Here is an 18,206-nt window from a genome sequence, read left to right as displayed (position 1 = left end):
TAGTCACAGGTGCGGGGTCACCAGGGGATGACGCCGCCGTCCTCGAAGAACGAACCGGTCGGGCCGCCGTCGGGCAGCGTGGCGAGCCGGATCGCCGTGGCTGCGCCCTGCTCGGGGGTGCGGGGTCCGTGGAAGCCGGTGAAGTCGGTCGCCACCAGGCCCGGGCAGGCGGCGTTGATCAGGATGTTCGTACCGGTGAACTGCCGCGCGTACTGCACGGTGACGGCGTTGAGGAACGTCTTCGACGGCGCGTAGGCCGCCATGACGGGACCGACGTCGATGTCCGGGTCAGCCTGCCGGGTCAGGGAGGCGACGGCGCTGGAGACGTTGACGATGCGGGGTGACGCCGAGCGCCGCAGCAGCGGCAGCATCGCGTTGGTCACCCGGAGGACACCGATGACGTTGGTCTCCACGACCGTGCGGACCAGGCCGGGGTCGAGCGTGGTCGGGTCCTGCACCCAGCCAGGACCCGTCTCTCCCAAGATGCCGGCGTTGTTGACCAGGACGTCCAGGCGCCCGGCCTGCCGTTCGAGGAGTTCCGCGGCATCGGTGACGCTCTGGCCGGCGGTCACGTCCAGCGGTACGCCGAACGCGTCCACCCCGGCGGCGCGCAATTTCGCCACGGCGTTCTCACGCCGGTGCTCGTCGCGCGCCCCCACGCCCACGCGGTACCCCAGGGCGCCCAGTCCGCTCGCGATCTCGTACCCGATTCCCTTGTTCGCGCCGGTCACCAGCGCGGTCTTCGTTTCGCTCATGCCGTTGATGCTCGCTCGCGGACGAGTGACTCGGCCAACACCGATCCGGTGCGCTGTCATACCCGGTAGGTATCACCGAGGTACGCTGGGGCGATGGACACCCTGGAGACCCGCGAGTTGAGGTACTTCACGGCCGTCGCCGAGGAACTGCACTTCGGCCGTGCCGCCGAGCGCCTCGGCATGGCCCAGCCGCCGCTGTCCCGGGCGATCCAGCAGCTCGAACGGCGCCTCGGCGTCACCCTGCTGGAACGCAACCGCCGCGGCGTCTCACTGACCGGCGCCGGAGAGGTGCTGCTGCACGAAGGCCGGGCAGCCCTGGACGCGACCGCCGCCGCCGTCCGCCGCGCCCGTCGCGCCGGCGGCGCCGACAGACCGGGCAGCCCCCGCGAACGCCTGGTGCTGGCGTTGAAGGCCGCCGGCTCCCACGAACTGCTGCAGAAGCTTCTCGACGCCTACGCCGCCGAGCCCGACGCCGCCGAGATCGAGGTCCTGCCGTGCGGCACGTGTGAGCAGGCGGAGCTGCTGCGCGACGGCCGCGCCGATGTGGCGCTCATGCACACGCCGTACAACTCCCTCACCGGGTTCGACAGCGAGGAGCTGATGACCGAGGGGCAGATCGCCATCCTGCCCGCCGGGCACCCGCTGGCCGCCCGCCCGGCCTTGTCCCTGGCCGACGTCAGCGACATCCCCGATCTTCCGCTCGCCCGCTGGCCCCGCCACGGCACGTACCCGCCCGGCCCGGGCCCCGAGGTCCGCGACCAGACGCAACTGGCCCAGCTGATCGCCCTCGGACGCACCGCGGCCGTCTTCCCCGAGTCCGCCCGCGCCTGGCTGTGGGCCGACCATTCGGCGGTCCCCCTGACCGACGCGCCTCCCGTCGTCACCCACATCGCCTGGCCCGCCCACAGCCGCTCCCTCGCCCTCGCCGGCCTGATCCGCACGGCCGCGCGCCTCTGACCCGGTACCGGCGAGGATCGCTGCGACCCCGGACCCATCTCCGCCTCCGGCGCGTCGAGTTCGGGGGCGTCGACGTTCACGGTGCCGGGTTGAACAGCTTCCAGCCCGCCGCAGGCTCTACGGCGAGTTCATCGAGCGGAATCCGGCCTTCTTCGCACGCACGGAACGGCGCGTGGTGAGCTATTGGTCCTGCTCCTACCGCCGGACGTACGAGGTGCTCTGGACCTATCCGGGCGCCGGACTGATGGAGGCGTTCCGGGCCGCCGCGTCAGAGCACACCGGAGCGCCGTGGCCGTGCCACACACCTCCTCCGCCGACGGACGCGGTCAGCGGGTGCGCCTTGAGCGCAAGCGCGAACTCCTGGCCGGCGGCGGCGCCGGGCTTCATGCCCAACTTACAGTCCCACGAGGTGAGTTCGACCCGTCGAGCGGCGCCGCGCTTGAAGGTCACCGCCGGCGTCACCGCGTCCTGACCTTCGGGCGCGGCGTGCCTCGCCGGGCTCAGTGGAGGGACAGGGCGCCGGCTGCCCGCACTTCGCCGAGGGCTCGCCGTGCGACGTCACCGAACTCCTCGGCGTCAGCCGCGTCGCTCCACTGCTCATAGGCGATCTTCAAGGTGAGCGCGCCCAACTCCGCGGCCACGCGCGAGGCCAGGTCGGGAACGCCGCGGCGCTTGAGCGCGTCGGCCATCGAAGCGGTGAGGCCGAGTCCCTTCAGCGCCTCGCGTTCCTGCAGCTCCGGGTGGGCGGCGACCACCGCCTGCCGGCGGGCGGCGAACTCGCGCCGGGCGGGCGTGAAGGCTTCCCTCCCGACTGCGTCCAGGGCATGCGCCACCGCTTCGAGCGGGGCGGCCGTGTCCGGCGCCGTGGCGATCCCCTTGACGAGCAGTCCGGTCATCGTGTCCCCGCCGAAGAGCACTTCCCGCTTGTCCTGGAAGTGCCGGAAGAACGTGCTCTTCGTCAGTCCGGCGCGCTCCGCGATGTCGATCACCGTCGTGTTCTCGTAGCCCCGTTCCGCGAACAGATCGAGGGCGGCGACAACGAGTCGCTCGGATGCGTTGGGCTGCCAGCGGGCCATGGGAACAGCTTACGGCACTTGGTCCCGTCACTCATGTAGGGTGATAGGACCAAGTCCCATCACTTCGTCTGCTGGAGGTCTCCCGTGAGCCGCGCCGTCATGTATGAAACGTTCGGTGGCCCGGAGGTGCTGGAGGTGCGGGAGGTCCCGGAGCCGCACGCCGGCCCGGGCGAGGTCCGTGTCCGCGTGGCGGCCGCCGGCCTGAATCCCATGGACTGGGTCCTTGCCGCGCAGCCCGAGGCAGCGGAGCGGTTCGGCATCACCCTGCCCTCCGGCTTCGGGTACGACTTCGCCGGCGTCGTGGACGAGGTCGGCGACGGCGCCACCGGGTTCGCCGCGGGCGACCGCGTTCACGGAGGCGCGCTGGGCCGGGCCGTCGCCGATGTCGTCGTGGTCAAGACGCCCGCCGAGGGGTCCGAGGCGCTCTTTCGCACGCCGGACGGCATCAGCGACGAGGTGGCCGCCGCGCTTCCGGTGGCCGGCCTGACCGCAGCCGCCGCTCTGGAGGCGATCGGCCTGCGGTCCGGCGACACCGTCCTGATCGGCGGCGCCGCCGGAGGTGTGGGCGTCTTCGCCGTGCAGCTCGCGAAGCTCGCCGGCGCCCGGGTCATCGGGACCGCCTCGGAGAGCACGTTCGCGTTCCTGCGGCAGTTGGGCGCCGAGCCCGTGGCGTACGGCGCCGGCCTGGCCGACCGGGTACGGACCCTGGCTCCCGAGGGCGTCACCGCGGCGACCGACCTGTTCGGCACCGACACGGCCGAGACCGCGCTCGCACTCGGCGTACCGCCCGAGCGGATCTCCACGATCGCCGCGGGTCCCCATCCTCCCGGCGGGGTACGCGCGACGGGCGGCTTCGACGCGGGGCCGGACGCCCTGGACCGGATCACGGACGCGATCCTTGCCGGCGAGATCACCGTACCGATCGCCGCGACCTTCCCGATCGAGCGGACCCGCGACGCCGTGACACTGCAAGCCGGACGCCATGTCCACGGCAAGATCGTGATCACGCTCTGACCGGATCTTCCGGCGAACGGTCCCACCGGATGCCCCGCACTTGCTCGGCCCGGCGAAGAGCGCGGCAACGGGTGCGGCAAGGACGCGGGGCGACCTGACTCCCCGAAGGCTGCTCCGTGGCCGGCGCCGGGTGGAGGCCGCCGGAGGCCGCCTCCACCCCTCCTCGTCCGCGCGGGCACCGCGTCCCCCGCGGCAGTCCACGCCGCCGGACGGCACCCGTGGCATAACCGCTCATCTCCTTCTCATTGGCCATTTACTCCGCGAATCCTTGAGAAAGCAGGAAAGAGCCCCCGGCCCGCAGAGGCACTGTTGACACTGCCAGCCGCTGCCGTCAACCTTGTGAATGCACGTCCGCGTTGAATTCGTTTTGCTTTACCCGGCCGGACCGCTGAACAGGGGAGCTGCCTGAGAGCAGCAGGCGTGGTCCGGCTTCCACCGGGTATTCCGTTGCCCGATCGCGGTGCCGTCCACGAACTCGCTCCTGCAGGCAGGACCTGCTGCCCCGCGCCCGTCACCGGTCCCGGGAAAACACCGTGCAATGCCGGCTGTGATCGCGGGCCGGCAGTTCCGCGCCATTGTGTCCCCTCTCCGGTCCGCTCTCAGCACGTGGTTCCGTTTCCGCCGAGTTGATTCCGGCACGGTGCGCTGGCATTCATCGGCGCGCCGTTGTCCCACGAGATTCCGTGAGATTCCTGCGAAAGGGGCAGACCATGCCGGTGACGCGACCTGATTCCGCCGTCCGGGAAGCCGCGGAAGCCGCCGGCGCCAAGGAAGCCGCCCGCGCCGAAGAAGCCGCTGAGCCCGCGGAAACAGTCGAGGCAGCCGAGGCCGCACACGCCGAGGCCGCCTCCCGGGCCGCCGGACCCGGACCCGGACCTGGACCCGCGCAGGAGTCTGCGGCGTCCCCCGGGCAGCAACGCCTGTGGCTGATCGACCAGTTGGACGGCGCGGGCGGCGCGTACAACGAACAGCTCGCCCACCGGCTCCGCGGCCCGCTCGACCACGCGGTGCTCGGCCGCGCCCTGGACGCACTGGTACGGCGGCACGCCTCCCTGCGTACCCGGCTCGTGGCCGGTGACGACGGCCCGCGCGCCCTGATCGACCCGCCCGGCACCCGCTTCGCCCTCGCCGTGGACGATCTCACCGGCCGGGCCGACCGTGACGACCGGCTCGCCGCGCTGCAGCGGCGCGAAGCGACCGAAGTCTTCGGCCCCGGGCAGGCACTCGCCCGCGGCCGGCTGGTCGTCCTCGGCCGGCAGGAACACGCCCTGCTGCTCACCTTGCACCACGCGGTCTTCGACGGGCGGTCCATGGAGATCATGCTGACCGAACTCGGCGCGCTGTACCGGGCGTTCGAACGGGGCGAACCCGACCCGCTGCCCCTGCCGTCCGCGACCTACGCCGAGTTCGCCCGCCGCCGGCAGGAATGGCGGGACAGCGCCGAAGCCGCCGGACAGGAGGAGTTCTGGCAGCGCACCCTGGCCGGTGCCCCGCCCGCCCTGGAACTGCCCACCGACCGTACCCGCCCCGCCCGGCAGACCTGGGAGGGCGGCCGGGTGCCCTTCCGGCTGAACCCCGCCGATACCGCCGAACTCGCCGCCGCCGCCCGCCGCGACCGCACCACCGTCTACGGCGCCGTCCTCAGCGGCTGGGCAGCCCTGCTCTCCCGCCTCACCGGGCAGACCGACATCGTTATCGGAACGCCCGTCGCCGGCCGCAGGGGCAGGGAGTTCGCCGACGTCATCGGCTTCTTCGTACAGACCCTCGCGTTACGCATCGACCTCGGCGGCGACCCCACCGGCAGCGAACTGCTCGGCCGGACCCGTGGCGCCCTGCGGGCCGCGCTCGACTGCCAGGACCTGCCCTTCGACCGCGTCGTGGAACTCGCCGGACAGCCCCGCAGCCCCGCCCACACCCCGGTCTTCCAGACCATGCTGGCCTGGGCCCCCGCCCGCGGCGGCCTGCTCGACCTGCCCGGCGTCACCACCGAACCCCTCGGCATCCCGCACGCCGCGGCCCGCTTCGACCTGACCCTCTCCCTGGAACAGGACAGCAGCGGCGTCCACGGGTATCTCGACTACGCCACCGCCCTGTTCGACCACACCACCGCCGAGCGCTGGGCCGGTCTGCTCCACCGCCTGCTGACCGGGCTGGCCCGGCACCCGGAGCAGCCCGTCGCCGCCCTCGCCCTGCTCGACGCCGAAGAGGAGCAGCGGATCCTCACCCGTTTCAGCGGCGTCGGCGCCGCAGGACCGGCCCCCGCCCGGCCCGCCTCCGGCCTGGTCGAACGCTTCGAGGCACAGGTCGCCGCCCGGCCCCGCACCCCCGCCGTCGTGGACGAACACGGCAGCCTCGACTACGCCGCGCTCGACCGGCGGGCGAACCGGCTCGCCCACGCGCTGGCCGCCCGCGGGGTCCGCCCCGGTACACCCGTCGGCCTGCACGCCGGGCGTACCGCCGAACTCGTCACCGGTGTGCTCGGCATCCTCAAAGCCGGTGCCGTCCACCTCCCGCTCGACCCCGCGCAGCCCATGGAGCGGCTGCTGGCCATGGCCGCCGACTCCGTACCCGCCCTGGTCCTCAGCGACGATCCGGCGCGGCCCGCGAGTTGGGAGTCCCTTGCCGCGGTGGAGGCGGCGGGGGAGCGCGACGACCCTCCGGGAATCCGGGCCGCGGCCGGGGACCTCGCCTACGTCATCCACACCTCCGGCTCCACCGGCCGCCCCAAGGGTGTCGCGGTGACCCACGGCAGCGTGCTGAACCTCTTCGCGAGCTGGCGCAGCCGGTTCCCCGACACCCCGGCCGAGGCCACGTCCGCCTGGTCGGGCATCGGCTTCGACGCCTCCATCCACGAACTGCTGCTGCCGCTGACCACCGGCGCCACCGTCCACCTGGTGCCCGACGCCCTGCGCGCCGACCCGTGGGCGCTGGTGGACTGGCTGCGCGAACACCGCGTCGTACAGGCGTTCCTGCCGCCCTCCCACGTCCGGTGGATCGCCGAGGACCCGCCGGCCCGGCTCGCCGGCCTCGCCCTGCGGCAACTGCTCACCGGCGTCGAGTCCCTTCACGAGGGCGACCTGTTCCGCATCACCGAGGCACTGCCCGGGCTGCGGATCCGTTTCGGTTACGGGCCCACCGAGGCCACCCTCTACAGCACCGCCCACGACGACCTCCAGCCGCTGGACCGGCCCTGCCCCATCGGCCGCCCCCTGCCCGGCACCCGGCTCTACCTGCTGGACGCGCGGCAGCGGCCGGTGCCCGTCGGCGTACCGGGGGAGGTCTGGCTCGCCGGGGCGAGCCTCGCCCGCGGTTACCTGCACCGCCCGGACCTCACCGCCGAGCGGTTCCACCCCGACCCCTACGTGCCAGGGGAGCGCATGTACCGCACCGGGGACCTCGCCCGCTGGCTCCCCGACGGCAGCGCGACCTTCCTCGGCCGCCGCGACGACCAGGTCAAGCTGCGCGGCTTCCGCATCGAACCGCGCGAGATCGAGGCCGCGCTGCTGGCCCTTGACGGCGTACGCGACGCCGTCGTGCTCGCCGACCGCGACCCGGCCGGCGAGGTCCGGCTGGTGGCCGCCGTCGCCCGCGACGCCGACCGGCCCCGCCCCGCGCACGAGTGGCGGAGCCTGCTCGGCCGCCGGCTGCCCGACTACATGATCCCCGCGCTGTTCGTCGAACGGCCCCGGCTGCCGCTCACCCCCAGCGGCAAGACCGACCGGGCCGCGCTGCTCGCCGAGGCCGGGACCACCGCACCCGCGCAGGTCAACACCGCGAGCCCCCGCGACCGCGTCGAGATGGCACTGCACCGCATCTGGCAGCGGATCCTGCTCCACCCCGCGATCGGCGTCGCCGACAACTTCTTCGATCTCGGCGGTACGTCGCTCTCCGCCGTCAAGGTGGCCGCCGCCGCGCGCGAGGAGTTCCACCGCGACGTGCCGGTCCGCGACATCCTGCTGCACCCGACGATCGAAGCGCTCGCCGCACACCTGCGCAGCGGCGAGTCCTCGCCAGGAGACGGCGGCGTGGTGGAGTTCCGGCCCGGCGCCGGACAGCGGCGCGTGGTGTGCGTGCACCCGGCCGGCGGCACCGCCTTCTGCTACCTCTCGCTCGCCGCCGCCCTCCCGCCGGACGCCGGGGTGCTCGGGCTCCAGGCACCGGGCATCAATCCCGGCGAGACCCCGCTGCCCGACATCGAGACCATGGCCGAGCGCTACCTGGAACTCGTGGCACCCCGCCCGGACGAGTCCCTCGTACTGTGCGGGCTGTCGTACGGCGGCCTGGTCGCCCACGAGATGGGCCGCAGACTCGCCGGCGCCGGGCACGAGCGGCTCACCGTCGTACTGCTCGACACCTACGCCACCGACGACGAGCAGGTCCGCGCGACGCTCGGACCCGTCGACGCCGCCGAGTTCCGCGACAAGCTCGTCCGCTTCAACGGCATGTACCCGGGCATCGAGGACGCCCAGATAGAGCGGTACTTCCGGATCTACAACCACCACCGGATCACCGCCCGCGCGTACGGTGTGCCGCCGACACCCGCGCGCACGGTGTACATCGAGGCCGCGCCCGAGGACGCCGCCGGACCCGCCCACGAGGCCCGCGGCTTCTGGCGGGCCCGCGCCCGCGGGGAGTTCGCCGTGGAGCGCGTCGGCGGCGGCCACTGGGACCTCCTGGAGAGCGACGAGGTCCCCCGGATCGCCGCGGTCATCGCCGCCGAACTGGACCGAAGCGCCGCCGCCCGCCCCGCAGACCTGGAGCGATGATGCGACCCGAGCCCGTCTCCGAAGGCACCCCACCCCCCGCGCCCACCCCCGCCGTTCCTTCGGAGCCCGGCCCCGGCGGTGGTGGAGAGTTCGGCGGCAGGCCCGACGCCGGGCCGGATGGTGCCGCGCAGCTCGTTCCCGCCGCTGACGGTACGTCGACGTCCGGACGGGGCTCGCTCGCCGGGCGGGTTCACGAGCAGGCGCTGCGCAGTCCGGCCGCTACCGCCGTGGTCGACGGCGACCTGCGGCTGGACTACGCCGGACTCGATGCCGCCGGTGCCGTGGTCGCCGCCGCTCTCGAACGCGCGGGCGTGCGGCCCGGGCAGGCCGTGGCCGTGTGTCTGCCGCGGTCCTGGCGGCTGGTCGCCGTGATGCTGGGCATCCTGCGGCTGGGCGCACAGGTCGTCCCGCTGGACGCGCAGAGCCCACCCGCCCGCCGCGGGCACATCCTCACCGACTCCGGCAGCGTCCTGCTCGTCCACACCGGCCCGGCGCCGCGGAGCCTGCCGGACGGCGTGCGCGCCGTGCCGGCCGGTGAACTGCTGCCCCCGCCCCCGTACACGGCCGAGCCGGGCACCCCGCGGGCGCCCGCCCCGGCGTCCTTCCTCTTCTACACCTCCGGCACCACCGGAGCACCCAAGGGCGTCGAGGTCACCGCCCCCGGCATCCTGCGGCTCGCCGACCCCGGCTGGATCGACCTGCCCGCGGGCGCCCGGTACGCCTGCCTGTCCAACCCCGCGTTCGACGCCCTCAGCTTCGAGGTGTGGGTGCCGCTGCTCACCGGAGGCCGCTGTGTGATCCTCGCCGACGAGACCGTCCGCACGCCCCGCGCACTCGCCGCCGCCCTGCTGCGCGAACGTATCGACACCGCCTTCGTCACCGTCGCCCTCTTCAACGCCGTGGTCGCCGAGGTGCCCGACTGCTTCGCGGGCGCCCGCCAGGTGCTGGTCGGCGGTGAACAGCTCAACGCCCGGACGCTCCGCGACTGGTACCGCCACAACCCCGGCGCACCCACCCGGCTGCACAACATCTACGGCCCCACCGAGACGACGACCTTCGCCCTGTACCACCCCGTTCCCCGCGACTTCGCCGCCGACGTGGTCCCGATCGGGCGGCCCCTGCCCCGTACCGGCGCGGTCCTGGCCGTGCCCGGCGGGGGGCGTGAGGCGGCCCCCGGCGAACTGGCCGAGCTGTACCTCTCCGGTGCGGGCGTCGCGGCCGGCTACCGCGGCCTGCCCGCGGAGACCGCCCGCCGCTTCGTCACCCTGCCCTGGTACGACGGCGGCAGCACCCGCTTCTACCGCACCGGCGACCTGGTGCGCGCGGGCGCCGACGGCCTCGTGGAGTACGTCGGGCGCGCCGACCGCCAGGTCAAGGTCCGCGGCTTCCGGATCGAACCCGGCGAGGTGGAACGGCACATCGCCCGCCACCGCGCCGTCCGCCAGGCATACGTGTGCGCACGGCGGGACGCCGACGGCACCGGCGAACTGCTGGCCTGGGTGGTCCTCGGCGGCGAGACGACGTTCGAGGACCTCGACGCCCACCTCGCCGCCGGCCTGCCCGCCTACATGCGCCCGCACCGGATCCACCGCGTCGACGCACTGCCGCGCAACGCCAACGGCAAGATCGACCAGGCCGCCCTGCTGGCCGCGGACCTGCCGCAGTGGCGCCCCGCGACGGACGACACACCCGTCACCGCCCGGCAGCGCGAGGTGCTGGACCTGGCAGCCGCCGTCCTCGGTACCCCCGGCCTGCGCCTCGGCGACCGGTGGACCGCCGTGGGCGGCGACTCCCTCAAGGCGCTGCGCCTGCGGTTCGAGGTGCGGCGGCGCTGGGGCCGCGACCTCCCGCAGTCACTGATCACCGGGGGCGACCTCGCCGCTGTCGCCGACGCGGTCGGCCGCGACCGGGAGCCCGTGGCTGCGCCCTACCCCCAACTGCCCGCCCCGGCAGGGGCCCGGACCGCACCGGCCACCTCAGAACAGCAACGCCTGTGGCTCCTCCAGCAGCGCTCCCCGTCCTCCCGCGCCTATGGTGTGCCGCTGGCCTTCCGGCTGGACGGCGAGGTGGACCCCGCGGCGCTGCGCAGCGCCCTGGCCGCCCTGGTCGTACGGCACGCGGCCCTGCGCACCGGCTTCCACGCCACGGCCGAGGGCGTGCAGCAGACCGTGGGCGAACCGTACGACCCCTGGCACGAGGCGCCCGGCCCCGCACAGGACACGGAGAGCGGCACCGAAAGCGCCGGCGAGGAACCGCGCGCCTTCGCCGAGCGCTTCTTCGCCGAGACCTTCGACCTGGCCCGCCCGCGGATGCTGCGGGCCTGCTGGCTGCCGGACGACGGCGGCGGCACGCTCCTGCTGCACCTGCACCACATCGCCGTGGACGGCTGGTCCCTCGGTGTCCTCTTCCGCGACCTGTCGGCCGGCTACCGCGCGGCGCGCGAAGGCGCGGCCACCCCCGGCGGACAGGCGGGCGCGCCGACCCCGCTGGACCACGCCGCCTGGCAGCGCGAGTGGTTCGCCCACCCCGCCTACCACGCACTCCGCGACGAACTGCGCACCCTGCACGCGGCGGCCGGCCAGGACACCGAGCCCCTGGCACCGACCGGCCCCGTCCCCGGCACCGCCCACCTGCTGCACACCACGCTCGACCCCGTACGCCGCGCCGCCGTCGACCGGCTCTGCACCGAACTGGGCCTGACCCGCTTCGAGTTGCTGCTCGGCCTGTTCACCTGGAGCGTCTACGGGGTGACCGGCCGACTGCGGCCCCGGACGGCCGCGCCCGTCACGGGCCGCCCGGTGGGAGGATTCGCCGACAGCGTCGGCATGTTCGCCAACACCGTGCTGCTCCCGCTCACCGTCACCCCCGGCGAGCCGCTGCGCGACCAGGCGCGACGCCTGGCCGCCGACACCCGCGCCCTGCTCGACCGGCAGGACGTGGCACTCGCCGACGTCCTCCCGGACACCCAACCCGCCGCAGGGCAGGGGCCGTTCGACTTCCTGTTCGTTCTGGAGAACACCGACTTCGCCGCCCTGGACCTCGCGGGCTGCACCACCCGCCCGCTGTGGCCGGCACCCACCGGCGCCAAATGCCCGATGACGCTCAGCGTGATCGAGCTCGGCGACGGGCTGGAATGCCTGTGGGAGTACGCCGACGGCCACTTCACCGAGCAGCAGGCCGCCGACCTGGCCGCGCTGTTCGCCCGCGGCATCGACCTGCTCTCCTCCGCCGGACCGGCCACCCCCGTGGACCTCGTCGCCCCCTACCGCCGGGCCCTTCCCGACCCCGGCCGCGGCGCCCCGCAGGAACTCGCCTGGACCACCATGGCCGAGGGCTTCGCCCGGCAGGTGGACCGCACACCCGCCGCCGTCGCCCTCGTCAGCGGCGACCGCTCGCTGACGTACGCCGAACTCGACGCGTACGCCAACGCGTTGGCGGTCCGGCTGCTCCGAGCGCACCCCGGTCCTGACGACGCGGGCCCGCGCTGCGCGGCCCTGTACGCCGAGCCGTCCGTGGAGCACGTGGTGGCCCTGCTCGCCCTCGCCCGGCTCAACTGGACGGCGGTACCGCTGGATCCCGGCTACCCGCCCGCCCTGCTGCGCGATGTGCTGCGCCAGGCCGCGCCGTTGTGCGTCCTCGTACCGCCCGGCGGCGCGACCGGACTCGACGAAGTGGCCCCCGGTGGGCTGCCCCGGCACGAGATCACCCTCACCGCCGACGACGCGCCGCCGCTTCCCCCGCACGACGGGACGCGCCCGCTCTACACGCTGTTCACCTCCGGATCGACCGGCACCCCCAAGGGCGTCCAGGTGCCGGACCGCACGCTGGCCAACCTCGTCCAGTGGCAGGCCCGGGACGGCGGCCTCGGCGCACCCGCCGTCACCCAGCAGTTCTCGATGCTCTCCTTCGACGTCTCCTTCCAGGAGATCTTCGGCACCCTGTGCACCGGCGGCCGGCTGCACCTGGTCCGCCCCGGCTGGCGGCAGGACGCCCCCGCCCTGCTGGACCAGCTGGAGACGGCCGGTGTCGAACGGATCTTCATGCCGTGCGTCGCCCTGCACCTGCTCACCGAGTACGGCGTCCGCTCCGGCCGCTACCCGTCCCGGCTGCGCGAGGTGGTCGTCGCCGGCGAACAGCTGGTGTGCACCGACGTCCTGCGGCAATGGTTCGCGGGCCTGCCCGGCGCACGCCTGTTCAACCACTACGGGCCCACCGAGACCCACGTCGTCAGCAGCCTGTGCCTGTCGGGCGACCCGGCACGCTGGCCCGAACGCCCGTCCATCGGCAGGCCCGTCGCGGGCGCGCTGCTGCGGGTGGCCGACGAGGCCGGCGAGCCGCTGCCCCCGGGCCGGCCCGGCGAGCTGTTCATCGGCGGACCGATGGCTCTCCGCTGCTACACCGGAGACGCCGCCGCCGACCCCACCCGCTTCACGGACCTCCCCGGCCTGGGCCTGTTCTACCGGACGGGCGACCGGGCGCGCTTCGACGAGCACGGCCTGCTGCACTGCCTCGGCCGCGCCGACGACCAGATCAAGCTCAGCGGACACCGGCTGGAACCCGCCCAGGTGGAGGCCGCACTCCTGCGCCACCCCCAGGTCACCGGCGCCGTCGTGGCCTACGACGGGCAGGGACTGGTCGCCTGCCTGCGGTGTGGGGACCGCGCGCCGAGCCCGGAAGACCTCACCGCCCACCTCGGCGGACTCCTTCCTGCTCACGTCCGCATTCGCCGCTACCGCCTGCTGGACACCCTCCCGCGTACCCCCAGCGGCAAGCTGGACCGCCGGGCCGCGCTGCACGCGCCGGGCACGGAACTGCGCGCGGGGGAGCGGGCCGAGCCCGGCTGGTCGGCGGACGAGGCCCGGCTGGCAGCGGCCTTCGAGGCGGTCACCGGCGGGGAGATCGGCCCTGAGCAGACCTTCTTCGAAGCCGGCGCGTCCAGCCTGGCCCTGATGCGGTTCCATCTGCGCTGCACCACCGAGCTGGGGCTGCGCTTCACCGTCGCCGACCTGTTCGAGCACGTGACGGTCCGGCGGCTGGCCCGGTTCCTCGCCGGCGGCGGAAAGCCGGAGACCGGCACCGGGCGTACGGCCGGCGGCGGGAAGCGGGACACGGACAGCGCGCGTACGGGCAACGCCGGGAAGGGAGACACGGACCGCGCCCGCACGGCCGGCGCCCCGCAGCCGCCGCGCGCCGACGAACCGATCGCGGTCGTCGGCATGGCCGTACGGCTGCCCGGCGCCCCCGACCTCGCCGCCTTCTGGCGGATGGTCGAGACCGGCGCCCGCGGTATCGAGCACTTCCCCGCGCCCGACGGCCTCGTCGGTGCCCGCAGCCAGATGGACGGGCTGCTCGCCTTCGACCCCGACCGGTTCGGCATCAGCAGGCAGGAAGCCCGCCTGATGGACCCGCAGCAGCGGCATCTGCTGATGGCCTGCGTCCAGGCCCTCGCCCACGCCGGCATCGCCGACCCGCAGGCGCTGCGGGTCGGCCTGGTCGCCGGGGCGGGCGAGAACACCTACTTCCAGGCCATGCTGCGCGAGACCGGCCCCGACCGGCTCCCCGACCCCTTCCAGCTCGCCCTCCACCACGACAAGGACTTCCTCACCACCAAGGCCGCCTACCACCTGGGTCTGACCGGACCGGCCTTCTCCACCCAGGCGGCGTGCTCCAGTTCCCTCGTCGCCGTGCACGTCGCGGCCGGCCTGCTCCGGCAGGACGACGCCGACGTGATGCTCGCCGGGGGAGTCCTGGTCGACACCGGACTCGGCGACGGCTACCGCTACCAGCCCCAGCACATCTTCTCCGCCGACGGCCACTGCCGGCCCTTCAGCGACGACGCCACCGGCACGGTCGGCGCCAGCGGCGTCGGCGTCGTGGTGCTCAAGCCGCTGCGACGGGCCCTGGCCGACGGCGACACCGTCTACGCGGTCATCACCGGTTCGGCACTCACCAACGACGGCGCGGCCAAGATGAGTTACAGCGCCCCCTCGGTCGCCGGGCAGCGCGCGGTGATCCGTACGGCCCTGCGGCGCAGCGGCCGGACCGGCGCCGACGTCGGCTACGTCGAGGCGCACGGCACGGGCACCCGGCTCGGCGACCCGGTCGAAGTGGAGGCGCTGCGCCAGGCGTTCGGCACCGGGGACTGCGCGCTCGCCTCCGTCAAGAGCCAGCTCGGCCACCTCGGGGCGGCGGCAGGCGTGGTCGGCCTGGTCCGCGCGGTGCTCGCGGTGCACCACGGGGTGATCCCGCCCAATGTGGACTTCCGTTCCCTCAACCCGGCGATCGGCACCGACCTCGGCCCCTTCCGCATCCCCGTGCGCGCCGAGCCCTGGCCCAAAGGACGCCCCCGGGTGGCCGCCGTCAGCAGCTTCGGCGTCGGCGGCACGAACGCCCACGTCGTCCTCGAAGCCGTGGCCGCGCCGGCCCCGGCCGATCCGCCCGCACCGCCGCCGTGCCTGATCCTCTCGGCCCCGAGCCGCCCCGCGCTCATCGAGGACGCGGCCCGCACCGCCGCGTACCTCGCCGCCCACCCGGGCCGCTACCCGCAGGTCCTGCGCCACCTCCAGTCCGGCCGCCCGCCGTCCCGCTGGCGCGCGGCGGCCCCCTGCTCCGACCCGGCGAGCGCGATCCGCTGGCTGCGTTCACTGGGCGAGGAGCAGCCACCGGGAGACGCCGCCGAGGGCCGGCCGGGCCGCGGGGCCGCCTCACCGGGCGGGGTCGCGCGGGAAGACACGGTGAACCCGCCGCGCGGGAGCGTTTCGGCAGCGGCTCCGCAGACGGTTGCCGTGGAGGGCGGTCAGGGACGGACCGCCGGGCCCGTGGCCGCAGCAGGGGGTCCCGTACCGGTGGGCGGGCGCACCGCCCCGGAACTCGCCGCGGCATGGCTGCGCGGGGAGGAGATCGCCTGGGCAGGCGGACCCGCCCCCGCGCCCTGGGACTTCCCGCCGCCCGCGTTCGAGCTCGCCGACTACCACTACCGGGACACCCTCCCCGGGACCGTGCCCCCCGACGCAGCCGAACCGACAGCAGAAACGGAAGGGGACGGGCCGCGCCGGCTTCCCGAGGAGCGGTGGCTGCACCAGCAGCACTGGGCACGCAGCCACCGCGCCGCCACCACCCCACCGGCCCGCCGCCCCAGGACGGCGGTCCTGCTCACCGCGGGCACCTTGGGGCCCACCGTGGCGACCGCGCTGGCGAAGACCCACGCCCGCGTGGTGCACGTGACCGCAGGCAGCGGCTACGCCCGGACCGCTCCTGACACCTTCACCGCGGACCCGGCGGACCCCGCGGCACTCCGCCGCATCCTCGACACCCTCAAGCACGAGGCACCCGAAGGCGCCGAAAGCGTGGACTGGCTGCACACCCTGCCGCTGGCGGCGGACGGCCCGGTGACCGCCACCACCCTCGAACACGCCCGGTGGGCCTGCCTGGACACCCCCGCCGCCCTGGCCCAGGCGGCCGGCGGCAGGCCGGACCTGCGCGTGTGGTGGCTGTCGTCCGGCGCGATGCCGGCCGACGGCACGGTCACCCGGCCCGAGGCGGGACTGCTCGCGGGGATCGGCGAAGTGGGCCCGCAGGAGGGCCTGGTGGACGCCCACTGGCTCGACCTGCCCGGCCCCGGCCCGGCCGCCTGGGCGGGAGCCGTGGCCGGTCTCGTCGCCGGGACCGGCCGGCCGCCCCGGCGGCTGGCACTGCGCCGGGGCTTCTGGTGGGCACCGGACACCTCGCCGCTGCCGGACCCCGCCGACTCCGCGTCGCCGCTCCCGCCGGGCGGCACGCACCTGATTCTCGGCGGCACCGGCGGCATCGGCAGGACCGTCGCCCGGTGGCTGCTGGAAGGCGGCGCGCGACAGGTGCTCCTGCTGGCCCGCCGCCCCCACCTCCCCGCCGAACTCGCGCCCTACGCCGACCGTGTGGGGCTCATCGCCGCGGACCTGACGGGGGGCACCCCGAACGGGATCGCCGACCTCGTCGCGGCGCACACCTCGCGGCTGGACGGCGTCGTGCACGCCGTCGGTGTGGCGGGCGGCGGCCTGATCGCCCTGCGGCAGGCCACGACCGCCCGCCCGGTGACCGCCGCCAAGGCGAACGCCGCGCTCGTCACCGAGGAGCTGATCCGCCGTCACGACCCGGCTGTCGTCGTGTACTGCTCGTCGATGTCGGCACTGCTCGGCGGGGTCGGCCAGCTCGACTACGCCGCCGCGGCCGGGCTGCTGGACGCCTTCGCGCACCACCGCTCGACAGCGGACGAGAGCACCGTACGGATCACCGTCGACTGGGACGTGTGGCGCGAGACGGGCATGGCGGTGGACGCCCCGGGCGCGGACGCCCGGCACCGCGCCCATCTGGCCGTCGGCCTGACCGTCGCGGAGGCCGGACGGGTGCTGTCCCGGGCGATCGGCAGTGGCTTCCCGCAGGTGCTGGTGTCGGTGACCGACCTGGCGGAATCCCGGACCTTCTACGCCCGGGACCGTCCCGCCGTCCTTCCCGGCGCGGGCACGGCGGGGACAGCGGTCACGGGGGACACGGAGCCGGCCGAGACCGTCCTCGGGGACCTGCTGCGCACCTGGCTGGGCGTGGACGACCTCGACCCGCGGGCGTCCTTGTACGACCTCGGCGCCGACTCGCTGACGATGCTCGACCTGATCGACGAGATCAAACGGCACTTCGGGGTGGAACTCGAACTCGCCCGGCTCGGCCACCGGGTGGGCCTCGCCGGGATCCTCGCCCTCCTCCGGGAGGAGATGCCGGGCGGACCCGCCGCACCGCAGGCGGCGTCGCAGGACGTACCGCTGGAGGTCTGGCAGGAAGGGGCAGGCCCGGACGTGCTCTGCCTGGTGCATCCCGTCGGCGGCGACATCCAGTCCTACCGTCCCCTGGTGTCCGCGCTCGACCCCCGGCTGACGGTGTGTCTGATCGCCGACCCCGCCCTGCGGGACCCGGCCGCCCCCGCCTGGACCCTCCCCGAACGGGCGGCCCGGTACCGGCAGGCGCTGGAGACCCGGTTCCCGGCCGCCGCGCACCGCGTCAGGCTCGCGGGCTGGTCGTTCGGCGGCTGGGTCGCGATCGAGATGGCGGCCCAGGCCGAACAGGAGCACCGCCCGGTGCGAAACCTCTACCTGCTGGACCCGCCGCCGCCCGGTTCCGGTCCGCGGCTCGCCCGGTACGACGAGGCCGAACTGCGGGCGGTGTTCACCCGCGAACTCGGCCAGGGACACCCGGACGGGCAGGCAGCGGACGGCGGCCCGGCCGCTCACACGGACTACGCGGAACGCCTGGCCCGCTGCTGCCGGGCGAACCTGCGGAGCATGACCACGTACCGGATGCCCGGCCTCACCACCACACCGGTGCGCATCTGGCTCGCCACCCGCCCCGAGCCGGATCTGCCGCCCGCCGACGCGCCGGCCGCACGGCCGGAACCGTGGCTGCCGTACGTCGGCCGTACCGGATCCTGGCACCTGCTGGACACCACGCACTACGGCGTCGTGGCGGCCCCGCACGCGCGGACCGTGGCCGCCGCGATCAACGGCGACCTCGGCGAGTCCGGCGCGGCGCCCACCGCGTACGGCCCCGCCCACGCCGACGACCTCCCGCGCACCTCCGCGGCCGGCGAGCCGGCCCCCGGACCGAGGAAGTGA

General features: G+C 74.7%; 6 protein-coding genes. 4 read left to right on the top strand and 2 right to left on the bottom strand.

Annotated elements, in window-relative coordinates; translation table 11 throughout:
• Positions 1–17: 17 nt before the first annotated feature.
• Positions 18–755 carry an SDR family oxidoreductase gene (locus OG552_RS00250; protein WP_329128511.1) on the bottom strand — a complete coding sequence of 246 codons (738 nt, stop codon included), beginning with the start codon at positions 753–755 and terminating at the stop codon, positions 18–20.
• Between the two features lie 93 nt (positions 756–848).
• Between OG552_RS00250 and OG552_RS00245 the strand changes: the two genes are divergently transcribed.
• On the top strand, positions 849–1,712 hold the full coding sequence (locus OG552_RS00245) for a LysR family transcriptional regulator (protein WP_329128509.1): 864 nt from the start codon (positions 849–851) through the stop codon (positions 1,710–1,712).
• Between the two features lie 500 nt (positions 1,713–2,212).
• Here the strand turns inward: OG552_RS00245 and OG552_RS00240 are convergent, their stop codons facing one another.
• Positions 2,213–2,788: a TetR/AcrR family transcriptional regulator gene (locus OG552_RS00240; protein WP_329128507.1), complete on the bottom strand. Its 576-nt coding sequence runs from the start codon at positions 2,786–2,788 to the stop codon at positions 2,213–2,215.
• Positions 2,789–2,887: 99 nt separating this feature from the next.
• On the opposite strand from OG552_RS00240, the gene OG552_RS00235 reads away from it, so the two are divergent.
• The 3 genes from OG552_RS00235 to OG552_RS00225 all read left to right on the top strand — a co-directional run bounded on the left by OG552_RS00235 (position 2,888) and on the right by OG552_RS00225 (position 18,206).
• On the top strand, positions 2,888–3,802 hold the full coding sequence (locus tag OG552_RS00235; protein WP_329128505.1) for an NADP-dependent oxidoreductase: 915 nt from the start codon (positions 2,888–2,890) through the stop codon (positions 3,800–3,802).
• Positions 3,803–4,512: 710 nt separating this feature from the next.
• Positions 4,513–8,568, top strand: coding sequence for a non-ribosomal peptide synthetase (locus OG552_RS00230; RefSeq protein WP_329128504.1), 4,056 nt, complete (start codon positions 4,513–4,515; stop codon positions 8,566–8,568).
• Positions 8,568–18,206, top strand: coding sequence for a non-ribosomal peptide synthetase (locus tag OG552_RS00225; RefSeq protein ID WP_329128502.1), 9,639 nt, complete (start codon positions 8,568–8,570; stop codon positions 18,204–18,206). Before OG552_RS00230 ends, OG552_RS00225 begins: the two co-directional genes overlap by 1 nt.

It is taken from the genome of Streptomyces sp. NBC_01476 (genome assembly GCF_036227265.1).
In the GTDB taxonomy this organism is placed as follows: Bacteria; Actinomycetota; Actinomycetes; order Streptomycetales; family Streptomycetaceae; genus Actinacidiphila.
Note: the sequence above shows the minus strand (reverse complement) of the source record. Positions and strands in the feature narration are given on the sequence as shown.

What these genes read in the sequence shown, in the direction of transcription:
- OG552_RS00250 (WP_329128511.1), bottom strand. Translation starts at nt 755, where the DNA reads ATGAGCGAAACGAAGACCGCGCTGGTGACCGGCGCGAACAAGGGAATC.
- OG552_RS00245 (WP_329128509.1), top strand. Translation starts at nt 849, where the DNA reads ATGGACACCCTGGAGACCCGCGAGTTGAGGTACTTCACGGCCGTCGCC.
- OG552_RS00240 (WP_329128507.1), bottom strand. Translation starts at nt 2,788, where the DNA reads ATGGCCCGCTGGCAGCCCAACGCATCCGAGCGACTCGTTGTCGCCGCC.
- OG552_RS00235 (WP_329128505.1), top strand. Translation starts at nt 2,888, where the DNA reads ATGTATGAAACGTTCGGTGGCCCGGAGGTGCTGGAGGTGCGGGAGGTC.
- OG552_RS00230 (WP_329128504.1), top strand. Translation starts at nt 4,513, where the DNA reads ATGCCGGTGACGCGACCTGATTCCGCCGTCCGGGAAGCCGCGGAAGCC.
- OG552_RS00225 (WP_329128502.1), top strand. Translation starts at nt 8,568, where the DNA reads ATGCGACCCGAGCCCGTCTCCGAAGGCACCCCACCCCCCGCGCCCACC.